The sequence below is a fragment of the Megasphaera micronuciformis F0359 genome (assembly GCF_000165735.1).
Classification (GTDB): Bacteria; Bacillota; Negativicutes; order Veillonellales; family Megasphaeraceae; genus Megasphaera; species Megasphaera micronuciformis.
In genome coordinates this window covers 592,172-611,180 of record NZ_GL538208.1, presented here as the reverse complement: position 1 = coordinate 611,180, position 19,009 = coordinate 592,172, and the positions used below count along the sequence as shown (strand labels likewise).

Annotated in this window: 18 protein-coding genes and 1 riboswitch; all 18 genes read left to right on the top strand. The window is 45.4% G+C overall.

Annotated features, from left to right (window positions below; translation table 11 throughout):
- The first annotated feature begins 31 nt into the window (after positions 1-31).
- The 18 genes from priA to HMPREF9429_RS06515 all read left to right on the top strand — a co-directional run bounded on the left by priA (position 32) and on the right by HMPREF9429_RS06515 (position 18,996).
- Positions 32-2,413 carry a primosomal protein N' gene (gene priA / locus HMPREF9429_RS06600; protein ID WP_006942551.1) on the top strand — a complete coding sequence of 794 codons (2,382 nt, stop codon included), beginning with the start codon at positions 32-34 and terminating at the stop codon, positions 2,411-2,413.
- Between the two features lie 106 nt (positions 2,414-2,519).
- Positions 2,520-2,984: a peptide deformylase gene (def, locus tag HMPREF9429_RS06595; protein WP_040774039.1), complete on the top strand. Its 465-nt coding sequence runs from the start codon at positions 2,520-2,522 to the stop codon at positions 2,982-2,984.
- Positions 2,984-3,919 (top strand): methionyl-tRNA formyltransferase, encoded by a 936-nt coding sequence (gene fmt / locus HMPREF9429_RS06590; protein ID WP_006942549.1) that lies wholly within the window; start codon positions 2,984-2,986, stop codon positions 3,917-3,919. Before def ends, fmt begins: the two co-directional genes overlap by 1 nt.
- Positions 3,920-3,936: 17 nt before the next feature.
- A complete protein-coding gene (rsmB, locus tag HMPREF9429_RS06585; RefSeq protein WP_006942548.1) occupies positions 3,937-5,262 on the top strand; it encodes a 16S rRNA (cytosine(967)-C(5))-methyltransferase RsmB in 1,326 nt (441 codons plus the stop codon).
- The gene (gene rlmN, locus HMPREF9429_RS06580) at positions 5,262-6,287 is read left to right on the top strand and encodes a 23S rRNA (adenine(2503)-C(2))-methyltransferase RlmN (protein ID WP_006942547.1); all 1,026 of its coding nucleotides are present in this window, start codon (positions 5,262-5,264) and stop codon (positions 6,285-6,287) included. Before rsmB ends, rlmN begins: the two co-directional genes overlap by 1 nt.
- 38 nt (positions 6,288-6,325) lie before the next feature.
- Positions 6,326-7,033, top strand: a complete 708-nt coding sequence (locus HMPREF9429_RS06575) for a Stp1/IreP family PP2C-type Ser/Thr phosphatase (protein WP_040774036.1) — start codon at positions 6,326-6,328, stop codon at positions 7,031-7,033.
- A gap of 43 nt (positions 7,034-7,076) precedes the next feature.
- On the top strand, positions 7,077-8,963 hold the full coding sequence (pknB, locus tag HMPREF9429_RS06570; RefSeq protein ID WP_006942545.1) for a Stk1 family PASTA domain-containing Ser/Thr kinase: 1,887 nt from the start codon (positions 7,077-7,079) through the stop codon (positions 8,961-8,963).
- A gap of 2 nt (positions 8,964-8,965) precedes the next feature.
- A complete protein-coding gene (rsgA, locus tag HMPREF9429_RS06565) occupies positions 8,966-9,820 on the top strand; it encodes a ribosome small subunit-dependent GTPase A (RefSeq protein WP_006942544.1) in 855 nt (284 codons plus the stop codon).
- A 5-nt stretch (positions 9,821-9,825) separates the two neighbouring features.
- The gene (gene rpe, locus HMPREF9429_RS06560; protein WP_006942543.1) at positions 9,826-10,485 is read left to right on the top strand and encodes a ribulose-phosphate 3-epimerase; all 660 of its coding nucleotides are present in this window, start codon (positions 9,826-9,828) and stop codon (positions 10,483-10,485) included.
- 46 nt (positions 10,486-10,531) lie between these two features.
- Positions 10,532-10,663, top strand: a riboswitch (FMN riboswitch).
- Positions 10,664-10,740: 77 nt separating this feature from the next.
- Complete coding sequence (ribD, locus tag HMPREF9429_RS06555) at positions 10,741-11,874, top strand: bifunctional diaminohydroxyphosphoribosylaminopyrimidine deaminase/5-amino-6-(5-phosphoribosylamino)uracil reductase RibD (protein ID WP_040774033.1); 1,134 nt, start codon at positions 10,741-10,743, stop codon at positions 11,872-11,874.
- Positions 11,855-12,496: a riboflavin synthase gene (locus HMPREF9429_RS06550; RefSeq protein WP_006942541.1), complete on the top strand. Its 642-nt coding sequence runs from the start codon at positions 11,855-11,857 to the stop codon at positions 12,494-12,496. Before ribD ends, HMPREF9429_RS06550 begins: the two co-directional genes overlap by 20 nt.
- Positions 12,497-12,521: 25 nt before the next feature.
- Complete coding sequence (gene ribH, locus HMPREF9429_RS06545; protein WP_006942540.1) at positions 12,522-12,986, top strand: 6,7-dimethyl-8-ribityllumazine synthase; 465 nt, start codon at positions 12,522-12,524, stop codon at positions 12,984-12,986.
- 101 nt (positions 12,987-13,087) lie between these two features.
- Positions 13,088-13,807: a purine-nucleoside phosphorylase gene (gene deoD / locus HMPREF9429_RS06540; RefSeq protein WP_006942539.1), complete on the top strand. Its 720-nt coding sequence runs from the start codon at positions 13,088-13,090 to the stop codon at positions 13,805-13,807.
- Between the two features lie 3 nt (positions 13,808-13,810).
- Complete coding sequence (locus HMPREF9429_RS06535) at positions 13,811-14,980, top strand: glycoside hydrolase family 3 N-terminal domain-containing protein (protein WP_006942538.1); 1,170 nt, start codon at positions 13,811-13,813, stop codon at positions 14,978-14,980.
- A gap of 19 nt (positions 14,981-14,999) precedes the next feature.
- Entirely contained in the window at positions 15,000-15,899 is a 900-nt protein-coding gene (hslO, locus tag HMPREF9429_RS06530) for an Hsp33 family molecular chaperone HslO (RefSeq protein WP_040774331.1), read from the top strand.
- Between the two features lie 5 nt (positions 15,900-15,904).
- Complete coding sequence (mtnP, locus tag HMPREF9429_RS06525; RefSeq protein WP_040774030.1) at positions 15,905-16,696, top strand: S-methyl-5'-thioadenosine phosphorylase; 792 nt, start codon at positions 15,905-15,907, stop codon at positions 16,694-16,696.
- Positions 16,696-17,748: an S-methyl-5-thioribose-1-phosphate isomerase gene (gene mtnA, locus HMPREF9429_RS06520; RefSeq protein ID WP_006942535.1), complete on the top strand. Its 1,053-nt coding sequence runs from the start codon at positions 16,696-16,698 to the stop codon at positions 17,746-17,748. Before mtnP ends, mtnA begins: the two co-directional genes overlap by 1 nt.
- A 6-nt stretch (positions 17,749-17,754) precedes the next feature.
- The gene (locus tag HMPREF9429_RS06515; protein WP_006942534.1) at positions 17,755-18,996 is read left to right on the top strand and encodes an adenosylhomocysteinase; all 1,242 of its coding nucleotides are present in this window, start codon (positions 17,755-17,757) and stop codon (positions 18,994-18,996) included.
- Positions 18,997-19,009: the final 13 nt, after the last annotated feature.

Sequence of the window (19,009 nt, the reverse complement as noted above, 5' to 3'; positions counted from 1 at the left end):
TTCCCCCCCCCCCCCCTTTTCAGGAGCCTGTATGATTGCTCATGTCATCATTAATATAACAGCCAAAGGGCTGCAAAAAACTTTTACATACTTAGTTCCGGATAGTTTGAAAGAGCGTATTGTTATCGGAGCTCGTGTTCTGGTCCCCTTCGGCACTCGAAGGGAAGAGGGTATCGTAGTTTCTACAGAAGATGAACTCACACAAATTCCAGAATTTAAACTAAAGCCCATTCAGGCTGTTTTATCTGTTCAACCAGGAAAACAGGATGAAATTATGGCGACCGCCTTATGGATCAGTCAATATTATGTCTGCAACCTGGCTGATGCACTACGTCTTTTTTTCATTGAAAAACACGGTATAGCCTATGATTACGAAGTGAAACTTCGTGCCGAAGCGGATATTCCTGCGGCGTTAACGGAAGCGGAACGACAAGTTTTATCCTCCGTATCGGATCGGAAGGAGCATAGAGAAAGGGACCTGTTGTGCCGAGTGGATCCGCAAGCCTTGGATTCCTTGGTAAATAAGGGGATTTTATTGAGGTCTGAACGAGTTTTAAATAAGATAGGGCCTAAGACAAAAAAATGGTTGCGATTCATAAAAACGGACGTTGACAAAATATTGGCTCGTAAAAAACAACAGGCCCGATTATTGTCTTTTTTGGAAGAGAAAAAGGAAGCCTCATTTGATACTTTAATGGAAGCCGGTTACGGAAGAGCCGTAATTAATCATTTAAGCGAGACGGATTTTGTCGAAGTCTTTTACAGAGAAAAAGAGACGGTTTACCTGCCTACTGCCGCCGAAAAAGATGAAAAATGGACCTTAACGGCAGAGCAGGAAGCCGCCGTACAGGCTGTGGAAACCGATGCGACAAGCCGGACTTGGGTCATGCGCGGCGTTACGGGTAGCGGTAAAACGGAAGTGTACATGCGGCTTGCCGAAAAAATAATTCGCAAGGGCAAGCAGGTTCTTCTTCTGGTCCCCGAAATAGCCTTAACCGGACAAATTGTGCGTCGCTTTACGGCACGTTTTGCCAACGAGGTGACGGTTATGCATAGTCAATTGTCCAAGGGCGAACGGGAAAACAATCGCCGCCGTATGGCAACGGGTGAGAGTGCCGTTTGTATCGGAGCTCGCTCTGCCGTATTTACTCCCTTTGCCGATTTGGGATTGGTCATAATCGATGAAGAACACGACAGTTCGTATAAGCAAGATGAGACCCCTCGTTATCATGCCGTAGAAGTGGCAAGAAAACGTGCTTCTTATTACAAAGCTCCGGTTATATTGGGCAGTGCTACCCCGTCTGTAAATGATTATGAAAAAGCCCTTAAGGGAGAATACGGTTTAATCGAACTGAAGCATCGCGTCCTCAATCGTCCTTTACCGGAAGTAGAAGTCGTCGATATGCGCCAAGAATTGGAAATGCAAAATTACGGCGTTCTTTCGGAAAAATTGAAAGACTTGTTAAAAGATACGTTGGCAGCAAAGCGACAGGCTATTGTCTTGTTAAATCGAAGAGGATTTTCCACCTTCGTCATGTGTCGAAAATGCGGTTATGTAGTTAAATGCAAAACCTGCGATGTACCGATGGTATACCATAAACAGTCGGAACACCTGCGGTGTCACTATTGTGAGGCTGTAGCGGATATTCCCGAACGCTGTCCTCAGTGCGGCAGTAAATATATCAAGTTTTTCGGTGCCGGCACGGAACGGGTAGAAGCGGAGATTCGAGAGTTCTTTCCGCAGGCACGTGTCGTACGACTGGATCAGGACACGACGGTTCGTAAAAACAGCGGTGATGCCATTATTGAAGCTTTTAGACGGCATGAATACGATATTTTATTGGGGACTCAAATGGTCGCTAAGGGCCATGATTTCCCCAACGTAGCAGCTGTCGGCATTTTGGCGGCCGACAGTTTACTGAACTTACCGGCCTACTGGGCCGGCGAGCGAACCTTCCAACTCTTGACACAAGCAGCCGGACGCGCAGGCAGAGACCGTATTCCGGGTAAAGTAGTCATGCAAACTTACGCTCCTGAGCACTATGTAATAAAACACAGTAGAAATCAGGACTATGCGGGATTCTTTAAAGAAGAAATCGAGTTTAGACGGGAATTGTCATATCCGCCCTTCGGTAAATTGGTGAAGATTACCATTATTGATGAAGATGAAAAGGACTTATGGCGTCGAGGCAATGATCTGTATGAACGACTGAATCTGTATGCAAAATCGGAAGGTGCGGGTGACTTGGAAATCATCGGTCCTTATGTAGATATTATTAAGAAAATACGCAATAAATTCCGTATTGTTATATTAATACGGGCTCTCAATCCTGCCCCCGTTAAAGCCTTTATACACAAGGATAAGGCTTTTTGGAAGCGCGGTGTTTTAATTGATGCGGATCCGAATTTTTAAACCTCGCTGTTGTACGCTCCTACTGGTATTGTCCCCTTAAATGGGATATAATAATGGCACATCCATGCAATCAATAGAATGGAACAGAAATAAGGAGTTTGCTTGTATGTCAGCATTACGAATAGTAAAAGACGGAGCTCCCGTTTTAAAGAAAACGGCAGCTCCTGTTAAAACGATAACCAAACGCGTTAAACGTCTGCTTGATGATATGGCGGAAACCATGTATTCAGCCGAAGGCGTCGGTTTGGCTGCACCTCAAGTCAACGAGTCCCTGCAAATCGTGGTTCTTGATGACGGCAACGGATTGATTGAGTTAATCAATCCGGAAATTTTGGACGTGTCGGAAGAAACGGAATACGGCCCTGAAGGTTGTCTCAGTGTACCGGGTATATACGGAGATGTATCCAGATATACCAAAATAAAAGTACAGGCGAAAAATCGCTTCGGCAAGACTGTCATATATGAACCTGAGGGCTTTTTAGCTCGTATATTTCAACATGAAATGGACCATTTAAAAGGGCATTTGTTTACGGAAAAAGCTGTTAATTTACGGAAAGTGGATGAGTCATAATGAAGATTTTATTCATGGGAACCCCCGATTTTTCCGTACCGTCACTGGAAGCCGTCGTTGCCGCCGGTCACGAGGTGGTTGCAGTCGTAACGCAACCGGATAAGCAGCGCGGCCGCGGTAAAACCGTTTCTTTTTCGCCTGTAAAGGAGAAGGCCTTGGAGTTGGGTTTACCTGTATTGCAGCCCGAATCGGTGCGGGATGAATCGGTCATTAAGACACTTACGGACTTGCAAGCCCAGATTATTGTCGTTATTGCCTACGGCAAGATTTTACCTTCTCAAATATTGACAGCCGCCCCGTACGGTTGCATTAACATTCATGCGTCGCTCTTACCTAAATACAGAGGAGCGGCGCCTATTCAGTATGCCGTTTTAAACGGTGATGAATATTCGGGTATATCTATTATGAAGCTTGATGAAGGTATGGATACGGGCGATGTGTTGCTTCAGGAAAAAATCCGCTTGGCACCTGACGAAACAACGGGTTCTCTCTTTGAAAAGCTATCCCTCCTCGGCAAGGATGTGTTATTAAAAGTATTGGCCGATCCTGACTCTTATGAAAAAAATGCCGTACGCCAAAACCATAAGGCGGCTACGTATACACAAAAAATAGATAAGTCCATGGCTCGTATTAATTGGCAAGAAGATGCCATAGTTATTGAAAGGACTGTACGTACGTTGGAACCCTCGCCGGGTGCCTACACGTTTTGGGATAAGAAGCGCCTGAAAATACATGGAGCCCATGCCGTACAAGCTTCTACGGATAACGCGCCGGGAACGGTAATCTCCGTAAGTAAGTCGGACTTTACGGTGCAAACAGGGGCAGGGGCTTTGAAGGTGACCTCTGTACAGCCGGAAAGCCGCAAAACTATGACGTCCGCTCAATTCTTACAGAGTCATGACTTGCAGGTCGGTGCTGTCTTAGGCATAGAATAAAAAGATCGGAGATATATATGAATGTACGCGAAGCGGCATTTCATTCGCTCATAGCCGTTTGCAAAGACGGTGCTTACAGCAATATTGTCGTGTCGAAAATAATTCAAAAAGAAAAATTTACGGATCGGGACAGACGTTTTTATACGGAACTCGTATACGGAACCTTGCGTTCGTTAAACTATGTCGATTATATTATCGGCATTTTATCAAGTCGCAAAAAAAACTCCCTTGATCCGGTATGCCTGGCCGTATTACGGATGGGGCTTTATCAATTGTTTTTTATGGATAAAGTACCTCCGTCGGCAGCTTGTAATGAAGCCGTAAAATTGGCTCGTCGTTTCGGCAATGAAGGTATGGCCAAGTTTGTCAACGCTCTGTTACGTAACAGCTTGCGTCAAAAAGAACGGTTGGCAATCCCTACTTTTGACGAGAATCCGGTTCTTCACTTATCCCTGACTTGGCACCAGCAGTCATGGCTTATAGAGAAATGGATAACAGAGTTCGGACGGGATCATACCGTGACTTTATGCCGCTATTTCGATACGGTTCCTGAACTTTGTATACGTGCCAATACGGAGCGAATCGACCGAGAAGGACTTATGAAGCTGTTATCGGAAAAGGGAATTCCCTGTAGACCGGCCGAGCATGCTCCGGACGGTATTTATGCCGAAAAAAATCCGGGAATTCATAAATTAACGGAAATTGCCGACGGTCTCGGATTGATTCAAGACGAACCGTCACAATTAGTAGCAGCTATAGCGGATCCGCAAGAAAAAACCGTCATTTTCGATGTTTGTGCCGCACCGGGAGGCAAGACAACCCATCTGGCCACCTTGGGGACTAAGAGCTCAACTGTCTATGCCTTTGATATTTATGAGCATAAGTTAAAATTAATTGAAGATAATGTAAACCGCTTAGGGCTTAAAAATGTGAGAACCCGTTTGCAAGACGGAACCTCGGTAGGAGAGATATATCCGGAAAAGGCTGATTGTGTCCTCGTCGATGCGCCTTGTTCGGGTCTCGGTATCTTACGGCATAAACCGGACTTGCGTTGGCGTAAAACGGTCGAGGACTTAACCGTTTTTCCGCCATTGCAAAAAAAAATTTTGGAAAGCGCCGCCAAGTGCGTTAAACCGGGCGGTACGCTTGTATATAGTACATGCACGATGAATAGGGCTGAAAATGAAGATATTGTAAATGCATTCAGAATCAGTCACAAGGACTTTGAGGTCGTACCGGTAGGAAATGCATTCGGTTTTTCAAAAGACAGTGATTATTTGAGTATATTACCGCAAGATGACGGATTGGACGGATTTTTTATTGCAAAGTTGAGACGAAAATAATGAACGATATTTTTTCGATAACTAAAGGGCAATTACAGGATATTTTGGTAGAAGCCGGTATTAAAAAATTTCGCGCCGACCAGATTTTTCATTATATTTATAAAGAAAATATCTGGTCATGGAATGAGATGGTACTTTTACCGAAGAAAGATCGGGAGATACTGAAAGGATTATTGCCTATTTACATCCCCGAAGTAGCGGATCGACAAGTGTCGGAAGATAAAGAAACCGTAAAATTGTTGTTACGTCTTCAGGACGGACAGACTGTAGAAACGGTTTTAATGAAACATGATTACGGCAACTCCGTTTGTCTTTCGTCACAAGTCGGTTGTGCCGTGAACTGCGCCTTTTGTGCCTCGGCAAAAAACGGTTTCGTGCGTAATTTGACTATCGGTGAAATGACGGCTCAACTCATGGCTTTTCGTAAATATGTTACATCTGAACTTCATTCCGTCGTTTTAATGGGAACCGGCGAACCCTTGTTAAATTACGATAACGTCTTAGCCTTTATCCGACTTATTCATGAAAAAGACACCTTGTATCTGGGATATAGGAATATAACGCTGTCTACATCGGGAATCGTGCCGGCTGTATATCGGCTGGCGGAGGAAGGAATTCCTTTAAATTTGGCCGTGTCTCTACATGCGCCTAACGACCGGATTCGCAAGAAAATCATGCCCATAGCCGAACGTTTTGATTTCGATTCCGTAGTACAGGCTGCTCAAACGTATTTCGAAAAAACAGGCCGCAAGGTTACCTTCGAATATATTTTAATTAAAGACGTGAATATTTCCGATGCTTGTGCTTCTCAATTGGCACAACTGTTTTCACATAAAAATGTGTTGCTTAACTTAATTCCCATTAACGATAATTACGACGTCGGTTTATACAGACCGTCAGCAACGGAATCTGAACGGTTTCTCACCTATTTAAAACGTAAGGGTGTAAATGCTACGTTACGCCGTGAAATGGGCAGTAATATACAGGCCGCATGCGGACAATTGCGCATTAAGCGCAACAGTTGATAATATAATTTATCTGACGGTAGAAAGGAAGTGAAATATTGGGTATTTACGGAGAGTCCCGAATCGGCTTGGTACGAAGTTTAAATGAAGATTCTTTTTATGTAAGTGAAGACGGCACGGTTATGGTCGTTGCCGACGGAATGGGAGGCTATGTAGGCGGGGAAATTGCCAGCAGAACAGCAGTAAAGTCCGTTGCCTATTATTTCTCCAACTATACGCATGCATCTACTGAGCAGCTGACCAAGGCCATTGCTTACGCCAATGACTGTATTATCAGTAAAATCATCATCGATCCTTCTCTGGAAGGTATGGGGACAACCTTATCACTCCTTAGTCTCGTTGATTCAACCGCCTATTGGGCACATGTCGGAGACAGTCGAATTTACTTATACCGTAAGGGTATGTTGAAACAAATTACGACAGACCATACGGTTATACATGAACTCATAGAAGACCACAGTATAACTACGGATGAAGCAGAAAAACATCCGCAGCGCCATGTTTTGACACGAGCCGTAGGTGTGGAAAAGCAGCTTGAAATAGATAGCGGCTCATTTACCGTTATGAAAGGAGACCGTATTCTTCTTTGCTCCGACGGATTGTCGGCAGCCCTGTCTGAAGAGGAAATCGCATCTTATCTCTCTCACTCGGAAAAAACGGAGCGGCAAACGGTAAAAGATCTGTTTTCCCGCATTTACGATGAAGGGGCGCCGGATAATGCTACGGTTGTCTTAAAGACCGTATAGACATCGGCCGGTTTAGATTACGTGAAAGTGGTGGAATTCTCATATGATTGGTCATATTTTAGATAATAGATATAAAATTCTGGAAAAAGTCGGTACCGGAGGGATGGCCTCCGTGTATAAGGCCAGAGATATTCTTCTGGACCGTATTGTAGCCGTAAAAATATTGGATAGTAAGTACAGTAAGGACAGAGATTTTGTTGTTCGCTTCCACCAGGAAGCACAGGCTGCGGCCAAACTGTCTCACCCTAATATTGTCAATATGTACGATGTAGGATTTGATCAGGGAGTTCATTATCTGGTCATGGAATTCGTACGCGGGGAGACATTAAAAGACTATATTGACAAACACGGCCATCTGCAAACTCGCACGGCCATTCAAATAACCTTTGACATCGGCGATGCTCTTACACATGCCCATGCCAACGGAATTGTTCACTGTGATATTAAACCGCACAATATACTGGTTACGGAAGACGGGCGCATTAAGGTAGCCGATTTCGGGATCGCTCGTGCCGTCAATTCCAATTCAGATAATTTAAACGATGATTCCGTTGTCGGTTCAGTCCATTACTTTTCGCCCGAACAGGCGGCAGGTGAACAGATAGACGAACGGACGGATATTTATTCCTTAGGCGTTGTCATGTACGAAATGATGACAGGGGTCCTGCCCTTCGAGGGAGAAACGGCCCTGGGAATTGCTTTACAACATGTACAAGACGATGTGAAGCGGCCTACGGTCCATAACCGACGCATACCTAAATTGGTGGAGGACTGCATCTTAAAGGCCTTGGCCAAGGATCCGGACGATCGTTTTCAAACAATCGGCGAAATGATGTCGGAACTTCGTATGGCCCAAGGGTTCGTAACGACCAGCAAAGGGGCGTTACCCTTAAAAAATACCTTTAATACTCAACAGTTACAAGCAGTCAGACGGTATGAAAAGAAACCGGAAAAGAAGACAAATCTCTTCATGAGATTTGTCGATAAAATCAGCAATCATTCTAAGAAAACGATTGTCTTAAGTATGGTCGGCATATTTCTCATAGCTTTTTTATGGGCCTTCTTTTCATTCGGTAACTTCTGGAGTACCGAAAATATTACGGTTCCCGACGTGACGGGAAAGCAGGTGGAAATAGCCAGAGCTCAATTGGAGAAGAAGCATCTTTCCGTTTCGGTTAAAGAAGTGTCAAGTGAAGACGTGCCTATAGGTGAAGTTATTGCTCAGACTCCCTCGGGCGGATCTGTCGTCAAGGCAAACCGAACTATTTATTTAACGGTCAGCAAAGGCAATGACGGGGCTGAAGTATTAATACCCGATTTGCGCGGTCTTTCCGTGGCCGAGGCGGATAAAAAGCTGAGGGAAATTCATCTGTCTATAGGCAGTGTCACTTATGCTCCCAGTGACGAGTATGCGGACGGAAAGATTATCAGCCAATCGCCGTCATCTCCTGAAAAAGCTTCTAAGGGGGCCAAAGTAGATGTCGTAGTCAGCAAGAATGACGGTAAGAAGGCAAAAGATGCCCCCAGTACTATCGGTCAGTCCTTGGACACGGCTATTACTACCCTCCAAAATGCAGGGTATTCTATCGGCACGATTAACGGTATCGATCCTAATAAGTCAAACGCTATGGCCAAAGTAACGGCTCAGACTCCGGGAAGCGGTAACTCTGTCGACTTAACCATCGAATACGCTTCTTCTTCCTCTTCTTCGTCAGCATCGACACATACGGGTACGGTAAATATCAGTATTCCCGGTGGTGCTTCCAATCAACGTGTGCAAATCGTCGTAGAGGATAACAACGGATCTCGAACGGTATATGATCGTATGCAGTCCGGCGGTGACAGAGTTGAAAAGAACGTAAGCGGTACGGGCCGAACACGGGTTAAGGTCTATATTAATAACGCCCTTGTCCAGGAAGAGGAACTATAAGCATGCCCATCGGGAGAGTCGTAAAAAATTATAACGGATACTATTATGTCGACACGGGTACCGGTGAATTGACGGAATGCCGCCGTCGCGGAAAGATAAAAGAAAAAATCTTTGTGGGCGATAAGTTGGAGTTTACGGCCACTGATGCAGGTAAAGGAATTATTGAAAAAATTCTTCCTCGCTTCAATCTTCTGAAACGACCGACAATCGCCAATGTAGATGCTATGGTGATTGTCATGGCCGCCGCTTCGCCGGATCCGAATAAAACACTTGTTGACAAGATGTTGATGACTTGTGAACACGGAGGGTTGACACCTGTTTTATGTTTCAACAAGTGTGATTTGTCAAAAGATACGGGACATGAATATGCCGCTTATTACCGTCAATGCGGTTATACGGTATATCTCGTATCGGCGGCTACAGGGACAGGTCTGGATGAGCTTAAACAGGGCTTATCAGGTAAGGTAACAGCTTTTGCCGGCCCGTCCGGCGTCGGTAAATCCAGTCTTTTGACAGCTATTGCGGGTAAGGAACTTCACGTAGGCGAAGTGAGCCGAAAAATCGGTAGAGGCAGACATACAACCCGTCATTCCGAAATTATTCGGGTCGATAACAACACGTATGTCATTGATACGCCCGGCTTTTCGGCCTTGGATTTCGCACATATGGAGGCCAAGGCTATTGCAGCCCTTATGCCGGATATACGAAAGTTTGCACCTCATTGTCGGTTTGCGTCCTGCCTGCATCGGGCCGAGCCGGATTGTGCCGTGAAACAGGCTGTAGCAGACGGACTTATTGCCCCTGAACGTTACGAAACATATTGTAAAATTTTGGACGAATTGTCGGAAAGGAAGTAATACATATGATTCAAATCGGGCCTTCCTTATTATCAGCCGATTTTTCAAATCTTAAAGCGGAAGTACAGGATATTGAACGCAGCGGAGCCGACTTTCTCCACCTCGACATGATGGACGGTCATTTCGTGCCTAACTTAACGTTCGGTGTACCTTTAATTGCCGCCTTGAGAAAGCATACGAACCTGACCTTTGATGCTCATTTAATGACGGAATGTCCGGAGGTATATATTGATGAATTAGCTCATGCCGGCGTTCAATATATGACAGTTCATGAAGAAGCTTGTCCTCATTTGGACAGAGTTCTTCATAAAATTAAAGAAAGCGGTATGAAATGCGGAGTAGCTTTAAATCCTTCAACGCCCGTATCCTCGTTGGAATGCATTGCTTCCTTAGTAGATTTGATCCTCATTATGAGTGTCAACCCCGGTTTCGGCGGTCAAAAGTTCATTCCCTATGCAGTTGATAAAATAGGTGATGTGACGGAACTTCTGGCAACGGTAGGGAATGATAAAGCCGTTATTGAAGTAGACGGAGGTATTACAGCCGATACTATCGGTCCCGTAACGGCTGCCGGAGCCACTTGGATTGTAGCCGGCAGTGCCGTCTTCGGTCAACCCGACAGAGCCGAAGCTATCCGCGCCTTACGGGGCGGCATCCTTGTTTAACCGTAGCTCGTATGCTATAATTTAAGTAGTAATCACAACAGTATAAGATAGTCTTTGAGGCGAGGTGAGGAAGCTGGGCTTTCAATTCCCGACCGGCGGTTATAGTCCGTGAGCTCATGCCGAGTTGAACCGGTGCAATTCCGGTACCGACAGTACAGTCTGGATAAAAAAGACAGTGTTTTTTATTGTGTTCTTAAAAGGCTATCGGTTATATACCGATAGCCTTTTTATATAACCGGAAGAGGTGAAGCGGTTTTGGAAGAAACAGCTTATATGGAAGAAGCACTGAATCTGGCACGGATGGGATTGGGGTATACATCTCCCAATCCTACGGTCGGTTGCGTTATCGTCAAAGACGGTGAGATCGTCGGCCGCGGTTATCATCATCAGGCGGGTACTCCTCATGCCGAGGTCTGGGCTTTGCGCGAAGCTAAAGAAAAGGCAAAAGGGGCCACTGTCTATGTTACCCTTGAACCGTGTGCTCATTACGGTAAGACGCCTCCCTGTGCCAGGGCTCTCGTTAAGGCCGGCGTAGCCAAGGTAGTCTGTGCCATGCTTGACCCCAATCCGTTGGTAGCGGGTAAAGGGGCTGCTATTTTGCGTAATGCCGGTATCCCCGTCATAGTCGGACTTATGTCCAAAGAAGCCGTTAAAATGAATGAAGTGTTTATTAAAAACATGATAGTTCATAAACCGTTTATTGCCGTTAAACTGGCCCAAAGTCTGGATGGATGTACAGCTTCTCGAACAGGGAAATCAAAGTGGATTACAAACGATACGGCTCGACAAGAAGGGCATTACCTAAGGTCTTTGTATGATGCTATTCTTGTAGGAATTAATACAGTCGAGTCGGATAACCCCCTGTTGACCAGCCGTACGACTCGTCCCGGACACGAAAGGCCGAAACAGCCGACACGAATTATTCTCGATTCAACAGGTCGCATTGATTTACAGGCTCTTTTGGTAACGGATAAACAGTCTCCTACGATTATCGTAACGACAGAACGCTGTCCTGAAAGTAAACGACAGGCTTTAAATACGGCCGGTGTCGAAGTCATCGTGGCAGCTGCCGATGACGAAGGTCGTATCGATTTAAACGGCCTTATGGATACCCTATATAAAAAAGGGATTTGCAGCATTTTAATCGAAGGCGGCAGTACGGTTATCGGCTCATTCTTCGATGAAAACCTTGTTGATAAGCTTTATGTATTTACCGGCCATATCATTATGGGCGGCAAGGGAAAATCATCGGTAGGGGGCAAGGGTATCAATGAACTTTCAGAAGCACCGGAACTTGAATACGAGTCCGTGGCTATTCGCAATAATAATATATTTATAGAGGCGTATGTAAAAGACCGGGAGGGTGCTTATGTTCACTGGAATCATTGAGGAAACAGGCACTATTGCCGGTATGGAACGTCAGGCTGACTCTATTCGCTTGACCGTACGAGCCGACAAGGTTTTGGAAAATACGATTATAGGTGACAGCATTGCCGTTAACGGCGTTTGTCTCACTGTCACGTCTATGACAAGCAGTTCTTTTTGTGCCGATGTAATGCATGAAACCATGCGGCGGTCGTCCTTTAAAGATATTCGCAACGGCAGTACGGTGAACCTGGAACGAGCCGTCGCCGTAGGCGGACGTTTAGGCGGACATATCGTGAGCGGACACATTGACGGTACGGGGACCGTTTCCCGCATAGTCCGAGACGGTATAGCTCATGTATACTACATTACGGCCTCCGACGACTTATTGCGTTTTATTGTGGAAAAAGGCTCCGTTTGTATTGACGGTGTCAGCTTAACTGTCGTTTCCGTGACGGACACGGAGTTCTCCGTATCCCTTATTCCCCATACATCGGGTCATACGACCTTGTCGGAAAAAAAGGCCGGTTCCGTTGTCAACCTGGAAACGGATGTCATAGCAAAGTATATTATGAAACTCACCGTTCCGTATGAGAAAAAGGGCGGCTCTTTGTCATTACAAACACTTTTGGAAAACGGATTTTAAATTTTTATATTAAAGGAGATATATTATGGCACAGATTAAAGAAGGGCAATTACTCGGAGCAGGTCTTAAAATAGGTATTGTTGTAGCTCGTTTCAACGAGTTTATCGGCAGTCGACTCTTAGGCGGTGCCTACGACGCGCTACACCGTCACGGTGTGAATGACGACGATATTACGGAAGCTTGGGTTCCCGGTGCTTTTGAAATCCCGTTGGTAGCTCAAAAAATGGCGGAATCGGGAAAATATGACGCCGTCATTTGCCTCGGTGCCGTAATTCGCGGTGCTACATCGCATTATGATTTGGTATGCAATGAAGTAGCCAAGGGCATTGCTCAAATCAGCCTTCATACAGGTCGTCCCGTTTTATTCGGAGTCGTTACGACGGAAAATATCGAACAGGCTGTAGAACGGGCCGGTACGAAAGCCGGCAACAAAGGCTTCGATGTAGCTGTTTCGGCTATTGAAATGGCTAATTTATTAAAAGAAATCTAATCGGCCCCTTTTCGGAAAGGACGGCTCCCGATGCGTTTTGCGACGGGAGTCTTTCTTACGTATTTAACGACCGTTCGTTCAAAGTTGTAGAGGAGGCATATATGTCTATTCATATAGGAGCCAAGCAGGGGAGTATTGCCGAGACGGTTCTGTTACCGGGAGATCCCTTGCGAGCAAAATACATCGCCGAAACGTATTTAAGTAATGTGGAGTGCTATAACGAAATTCGCAATATGCTCGGATACACGGGTATCTATAAAGGTAAACGGCTGTCCGTTCAGGGAACGGGTATGGGCATTCCGTCTTTTTCCATTTATGCAACGGAACTCATCAAAGAATATCAGGTGAAAAACCTGGTACGTGTCGGGACTTGCGGTGCCATGCAAAAAGATGTAGAAATAGGCGACGTTGTATTAGCTCAAGCCGCATCGACGGATTCATCGCTTATACGAAATATATTCGGGTCTACAATCGCCTTTGCTCCGACGGCCGACTTTACTTTACTCTACACGGCATATAATCAAGCCGTAAATGCCGGGCTAAAGGTAAGAGCCGGAAATGTTATTTCCGTCGATCGTTTTTACGATGAGGAAATTGATAATGATAAATTGACCGACTTCGGTATTTTGGCAGTTGACATGGAAACGGCCGCTCTTTATACTTTAGCTTCACGATATAAGGCCAAAGGGCTTGCTCTCTTGACAGTAAGCGATCACTTAATTACAGGTGAACATGCCGACGCCGATACACGACAAACAGGATTTAACGATATGATAAAGACTGCTTTGGAAACGGTCACATCCTTGGAAGGAATGCCGTAAACTATGAATATATTGAAAAGATTATTGTTAGGATTCTTAATATTGGCCGGTCTTTTTATAACCGGCTGCGGACCGGATACGATTCGCGGCAAAGAATATCCTATTAATGATGAAAAAACGGCAGCAGACGATACCGATCTATCTATAGATGAACGAGTACAAAAGATCGTCGACTCCATGTCCGACGAAGAAAAGATCGGACAAATGATGATGATCGGCATTCAAGGTACGACCGTAACGGATGATACCCGTTATATGCTTACTCAATACAAAGCGGGAAACATCATTTTATTTGATCGCAATATGCAGTCACAGGAACAAGTCAAAGAGTTGACGACAGACCTGCAAAAGGAAAATCCGGCCAAGGTACCTCTTTTTATAGCTGTTGATGAAGAAGGCGGCGATGTAGTACGAATGAAGAATGACTTGCAAGCTCCGCCGTCACAGCAAGCCGTCGGCATCAGCGGAAATCCCGGAACCGCTAAAGACTATGCCTTTTCCGTAGGTATGCAATTAAAAGGCATGGGAATTAATATGAATTTTGCGCCTGTTGCCGATGTGAGTGCGACCGATTCCCGTTCATACGGCGGCAACGCTTCTCAGGTATCTAAGTTTGTCGATGCAGCCGCCTACGGCTATGAAGCTGCTCATATTATGTACGGATTAAAACATTTTCCGGGGATCGGTCGCAGTGCGGTAGATTCTCATGAGGCGTCCTCCGTTATTACAACTTCCAAATCTGAACTTTTCCAAAGTGATTTAATCCCTTTTACAAAAACCATGGCCTCTCACGATACGACCAAATTCGTTATTCTCGTTTCGCACCTGGTTTACACGGGATTTGATGCAGAACATCCTGCCTCTTTGTCCTGGCCCATTATGACGGATTTACTGCGTAACGGCTTACAGTACAAGGGATTAATCGTTACGGACGACATGGAAATGGGAGCCGTTACGGGACAACACTCATTCCGGGACTTAGGAGTCATGGCGATTAATGCCGGTGCCGACATAGTTCTGATTTGCCACGAATATGGTCATGAAAAGGAAGTATATGACGGTATATTAGCGGCTCTTAAAGACGGACGAATTCCGCGTAGCCGTATAGAGGATTCGGTTAAACGTATTGTAAAAATAAAGTTATTGCACTTGAATGAAGAGAAAAACAATTAGAGGTACAAGTATGAAAGACATGAAATATAAGGATTTTATCGTCCATTATACAAGTGACGATAACATTCGCCTGGCTGTAGCCGTAACAAAGGATATTACGGAAACGGCGCGAACAAAGCACAACTTATCCCCCGTAGCCTGTGCGGCATTGGGACGCACTATGACGGGAGCCCTATTATTAGCCGGCGATTATAAAAATAAAGAAGGTGTAACCATTCGCATTGACGGTAAGGGGCCTTTGGGAGTTATTCACGTTGATGCTTTTAATTCCAACCGAGTTCGCGGTTATGTAGATACCCCCGTTGTCGATTTGCCGCTGAAACCGAACGGAAAATTGGATGTAAGCGGTGCCGTCGGTACGGACGGGGAAGTAACGGTAACACGATTCACGCCTGAAAAAACAACCTATACGAGTCGTTCTCCTATCGTTTCCGGAGAAATTGCCGAAGACTTGGCTTATTACTTATATACATCCGAACAAGTCCCGTCAACCATTAATCTGGGCGTTCTTGTCGATCGCGATTATTCAATTGCCGCTTCCGGAGGGTTTCTGGTTCAAGCCTTGCCCGGAGCATCAGACAATGTGTTAGCCAAAGTAGAAGAAAATATAAAGAAGATTGGCCAGATTACGACATGGCTGACCGAACATCCTAACGGAGAGGGTATTGCCGAAACGATTATGGAGGGTCTTTCTTATAAAGAACTGTACAGACAGCCCTTATATTGGCGGTGTACCTGCTCCTTAGAACGAATTGAAAACGTGTTATTGTCCTTACGACAAGAAGATAAGGAAGCACTATTATCCGACCCCCAAGTCGAAATGACTTGCCATTATTGCGGCACACGTTACGTCATCAGCCATGATGAACTCGTAGATTTATACGAGCATCACAAAAAATCATCAACACCTAAGGAGTGATTGTCTTGAGTCTCATCGGAATTATCGGCGGTACAGGTGTTTGCGATACGACTATGCTTAAAAATGTACGCCAGGAAAAACTGCTCACCTTTTTCGGAATGATTCATTACTTGCGCGGTACATACAAGGATAAAGAAATTGTCTTTTTGCCTCGTCACGGTCGTACTCATTCCATTCCGCCTCATTTAATTAATTACAGAGCCAACATTTTAGGTCTGAAGAAGCTCGGCGTTTCGGCAATTTTTTCAACGACTGCCGTCGGTACGATGACTTTGGACTATAAGCCGGGTGACTTCGTATTGCCCGATCAGTTCATCGATTTTACTCATTCGCGTCATGAATCTTTCTTTGACGGCGGGGCCAACGGCGTTGTTCACGTCGATATGACAACTCCCTATTGTCCTAAAGTGCGGGATGCCGTTATGCGTGCAGGTAAAGAGTTGGGCTATGATGTAAAAAACGGAGCTACTTATGTTTGTTCCGAAGGACCGCGCTTTGAAACGCCTGCAGAAATTAAAATGTTCCGACAACTGGGCGGTGACTTGGCCGGTATGACGACGATTCCCGAAGTTTGCTTAGCGAAAGAAGCGGAAATTTGCTATGCTACAGTTTCTATGATCACCAATTATGCAGCCGGCCTGACAGATCAGGTTCAGACTCATGAAGAAGTAAACGAATGTATGGAAGAAAATAATAAGCGCATTCAGAATCTCATTATGAAGGCCATTGATCTTTACGAAGACGAAGATTGCGAATGTCGTCATGTTTTAGCCGAATACGGCGGGTTTAAGGCATAATGAAAACACTTACCTGGGAAAAGAACACACTCATTCTCCTCGACCAAACTAAATTACCTACTCAAGAAGAATATTTACAATGTTCATCATGGCGCCAAGTAGAGGAGGCTATTAAGGTTTTAGCCGTACGCGGAGCTCCCGCTATCGGGGTAGCTGCCGCTTATGCCGTTGTCTTGGCAGCTTTGGAGTTAAAAAAAGAGACCGACTTTAGACAAAAACTGGTCGACGTCATCATAACCCTTGATAAAGCCCGTCCTACAGCCGTCAATCTGCATTGGGGCTTGGAACGTATGAATCAGGTTATTCAGGAGCACAGAGATGCATCGGTAGAGACTTTGATTGAAGCTCTTGAAGATGAAGCGAAGTTTATTTATGCCGAAGATGTAGACGTAAATAAGTGCATCGGCCGATTCGGAGCGGAAGCTCTCATAGCCCGTATCCGCAAAGATAAATTTACCGTTTTAACGCATTGTAATGCCGGGGCTCTGGCAACGGCCGACATAGGTACTGCCTTGGGCGTTATTCGGAATCTGCACGGTAAGGGACGAATCGCCAATGTATTTGCCGACGAAACGCGGCCTTTGTTGCAAGGTGCCCGGCTTACGGCTACGGAATTACAGGCCGACAAGATTCCCGTCACCTTAATTACGGACAATATGGCGGCTTGGGTCATGAAAACGCGTCAAGTTGATGCCGTTATCGTCGGTGCCGACAGAATTACGGCAAACGGAGATACGGCTAATAAAATCGGTACGTACGGAGTGGCTTTGGCTGCCAAAGTCCATGGCATACCTTTCTTCGTCGCCGCACCTATATCTACCTTTGATTTGAGTATGAAAAGCGGTGAAGAAATCCCTATTGAAGAGCGCAATCACGACGAAGTACGGAATATACAAGGAGTACAAACGGCACTTAAAAATACGCCCGTATTCAATCCCGCCTTCGACGTTACACCGCATGAATATATAACGGCAATTATTACGCAAGACGGGGTTATCGATCATCCCGATACGTTAAGCATCGCCGAATTTTTCCGAAACAGAGAGGAATAAGCAGTTATGACTTCAATCATTCGTAACCACGACCTGGCCGCAGCCGGTCAAAAGAAAATTGCCTGGGTAGAACATTATATGCCGACCTTAAACAACATCGGAGAACGATTAAAGAAAGAACAGACTTTTCAGGATAAAACAGTGGTCGTCAGTGTTCACTTAGAAGCCAAAACGGCGTATTTAGCCCTTGTTTTACATCGAGCAGGAGCCAAGGTCGTCGTCACGGGCAGCAATCCCTTATCTACACAGGACGATGTAGCGGCAGCCCTCGTGGCTGAAGGCCTGACTGTTTATGCTACCTATAATTGTACGGAAGAAGAATACTTTTCTTATTTAAATGCGGCTCTTGATCATAAACCGCATATCATCATTGATGACGGCGGCGACTTGGTTCACCTCTTACATACAACGCGTAAGGATGCACAGGAGCGACTCATAGGCGGCACGGAAGAAACAACGACAGGCGTTATCAGACTGCGCGGACTGGAAAAAGAAGGAACCCTTCAATTTCCCATGATTGCCGCCAATGATTCGTATTGTAAATACCTCTTCGACAATCGCTACGGTACGGGCCAATCTACCTGGGACGGCATTATGAGAACTACCAACCTGACTGTCGTAGGTAAGCGCGTCGTCATTGCCGGTTACGGCTGGTGCGGGCGCGGTTGCGCCATGCGTGCAAAAGGCTTGGGTGCTCACGTTATTGTAACGGAAGTAGATCCCATTAAAGCCATTGAAGCCGTCTTCGACGGTTTTGAAGTTATGCCCATGGAAAAGGCTGCCGAAAAGGGCGACATTTTTGTCACCTTAACGGGCGACAAGGACGTGATTACACGTAAGGACATGGAAAAGATGAAAGACGGCGTCCTCTTGGCCAATGCGGGGCACTTTGATGTAGAAATTAACAAGAACGATTTAAATGATTTGGCAGTACGACACTTTGAAGGCCGTCATAATATTGAAAGTTATGAGCTTTCAGACGGACGAATTATTAATCTTCTGGCTGAAGGTCGACTGGTCAATCTGGCTGCCGGCGACGGCCATCCTGCTGAAATTATGGACCTGTCTTTTGCCGTTCAGGCCTTAGCCGCCGAATACTTGCTTCATAAGGGTAAGTCTTTGGAAAATCGGGTATATGTCTTGCCTAAGGAGACGGATATGGCCGTAGCATCCGTAAAGCTGCATTCCATGGGATATGAAATAGATACTCTCAGTAAAGAACAGAGAACTTATTTAAATCTTGACTAAAGGAGACCGGTAC

Excerpts from the sequence above, each read along its gene's own strand:
- mtnA (WP_006942535.1), top strand. The coding sequence starts at position 16,696 with ATGAAAACACTTACCTGGGAAAAGAACACACTCATTCTCCTCGACCAA.
- priA (WP_006942551.1), top strand. The coding sequence starts at position 32 with ATGATTGCTCATGTCATCATTAATATAACAGCCAAAGGGCTGCAAAAA.
- deoD (WP_006942539.1), top strand. The coding sequence starts at position 13,088 with ATGTCTATTCATATAGGAGCCAAGCAGGGGAGTATTGCCGAGACGGTT.
- pknB (WP_006942545.1), top strand. The coding sequence starts at position 7,077 with ATGATTGGTCATATTTTAGATAATAGATATAAAATTCTGGAAAAAGTC.
- HMPREF9429_RS06515 (WP_006942534.1), top strand. The coding sequence starts at position 17,755 with ATGACTTCAATCATTCGTAACCACGACCTGGCCGCAGCCGGTCAAAAG.
- rsgA (WP_006942544.1), top strand. The coding sequence starts at position 8,966 with ATGCCCATCGGGAGAGTCGTAAAAAATTATAACGGATACTATTATGTC.
- HMPREF9429_RS06550 (WP_006942541.1), top strand. The coding sequence starts at position 11,855 with ATGTTCACTGGAATCATTGAGGAAACAGGCACTATTGCCGGTATGGAA.
- HMPREF9429_RS06535 (WP_006942538.1), top strand. The coding sequence starts at position 13,811 with ATGAATATATTGAAAAGATTATTGTTAGGATTCTTAATATTGGCCGGT.
- fmt (WP_006942549.1), top strand. The coding sequence starts at position 2,984 with ATGAAGATTTTATTCATGGGAACCCCCGATTTTTCCGTACCGTCACTG.
- def (WP_040774039.1), top strand. The coding sequence starts at position 2,520 with ATGTCAGCATTACGAATAGTAAAAGACGGAGCTCCCGTTTTAAAGAAA.
- rsmB (WP_006942548.1), top strand. The coding sequence starts at position 3,937 with ATGAATGTACGCGAAGCGGCATTTCATTCGCTCATAGCCGTTTGCAAA.
- rpe (WP_006942543.1), top strand. The coding sequence starts at position 9,826 with ATGATTCAAATCGGGCCTTCCTTATTATCAGCCGATTTTTCAAATCTT.
- hslO (WP_040774331.1), top strand. The coding sequence starts at position 15,000 with ATGAAATATAAGGATTTTATCGTCCATTATACAAGTGACGATAACATT.
- ribH (WP_006942540.1), top strand. The coding sequence starts at position 12,522 with ATGGCACAGATTAAAGAAGGGCAATTACTCGGAGCAGGTCTTAAAATA.
- rlmN (WP_006942547.1), top strand. The coding sequence starts at position 5,262 with ATGAACGATATTTTTTCGATAACTAAAGGGCAATTACAGGATATTTTG.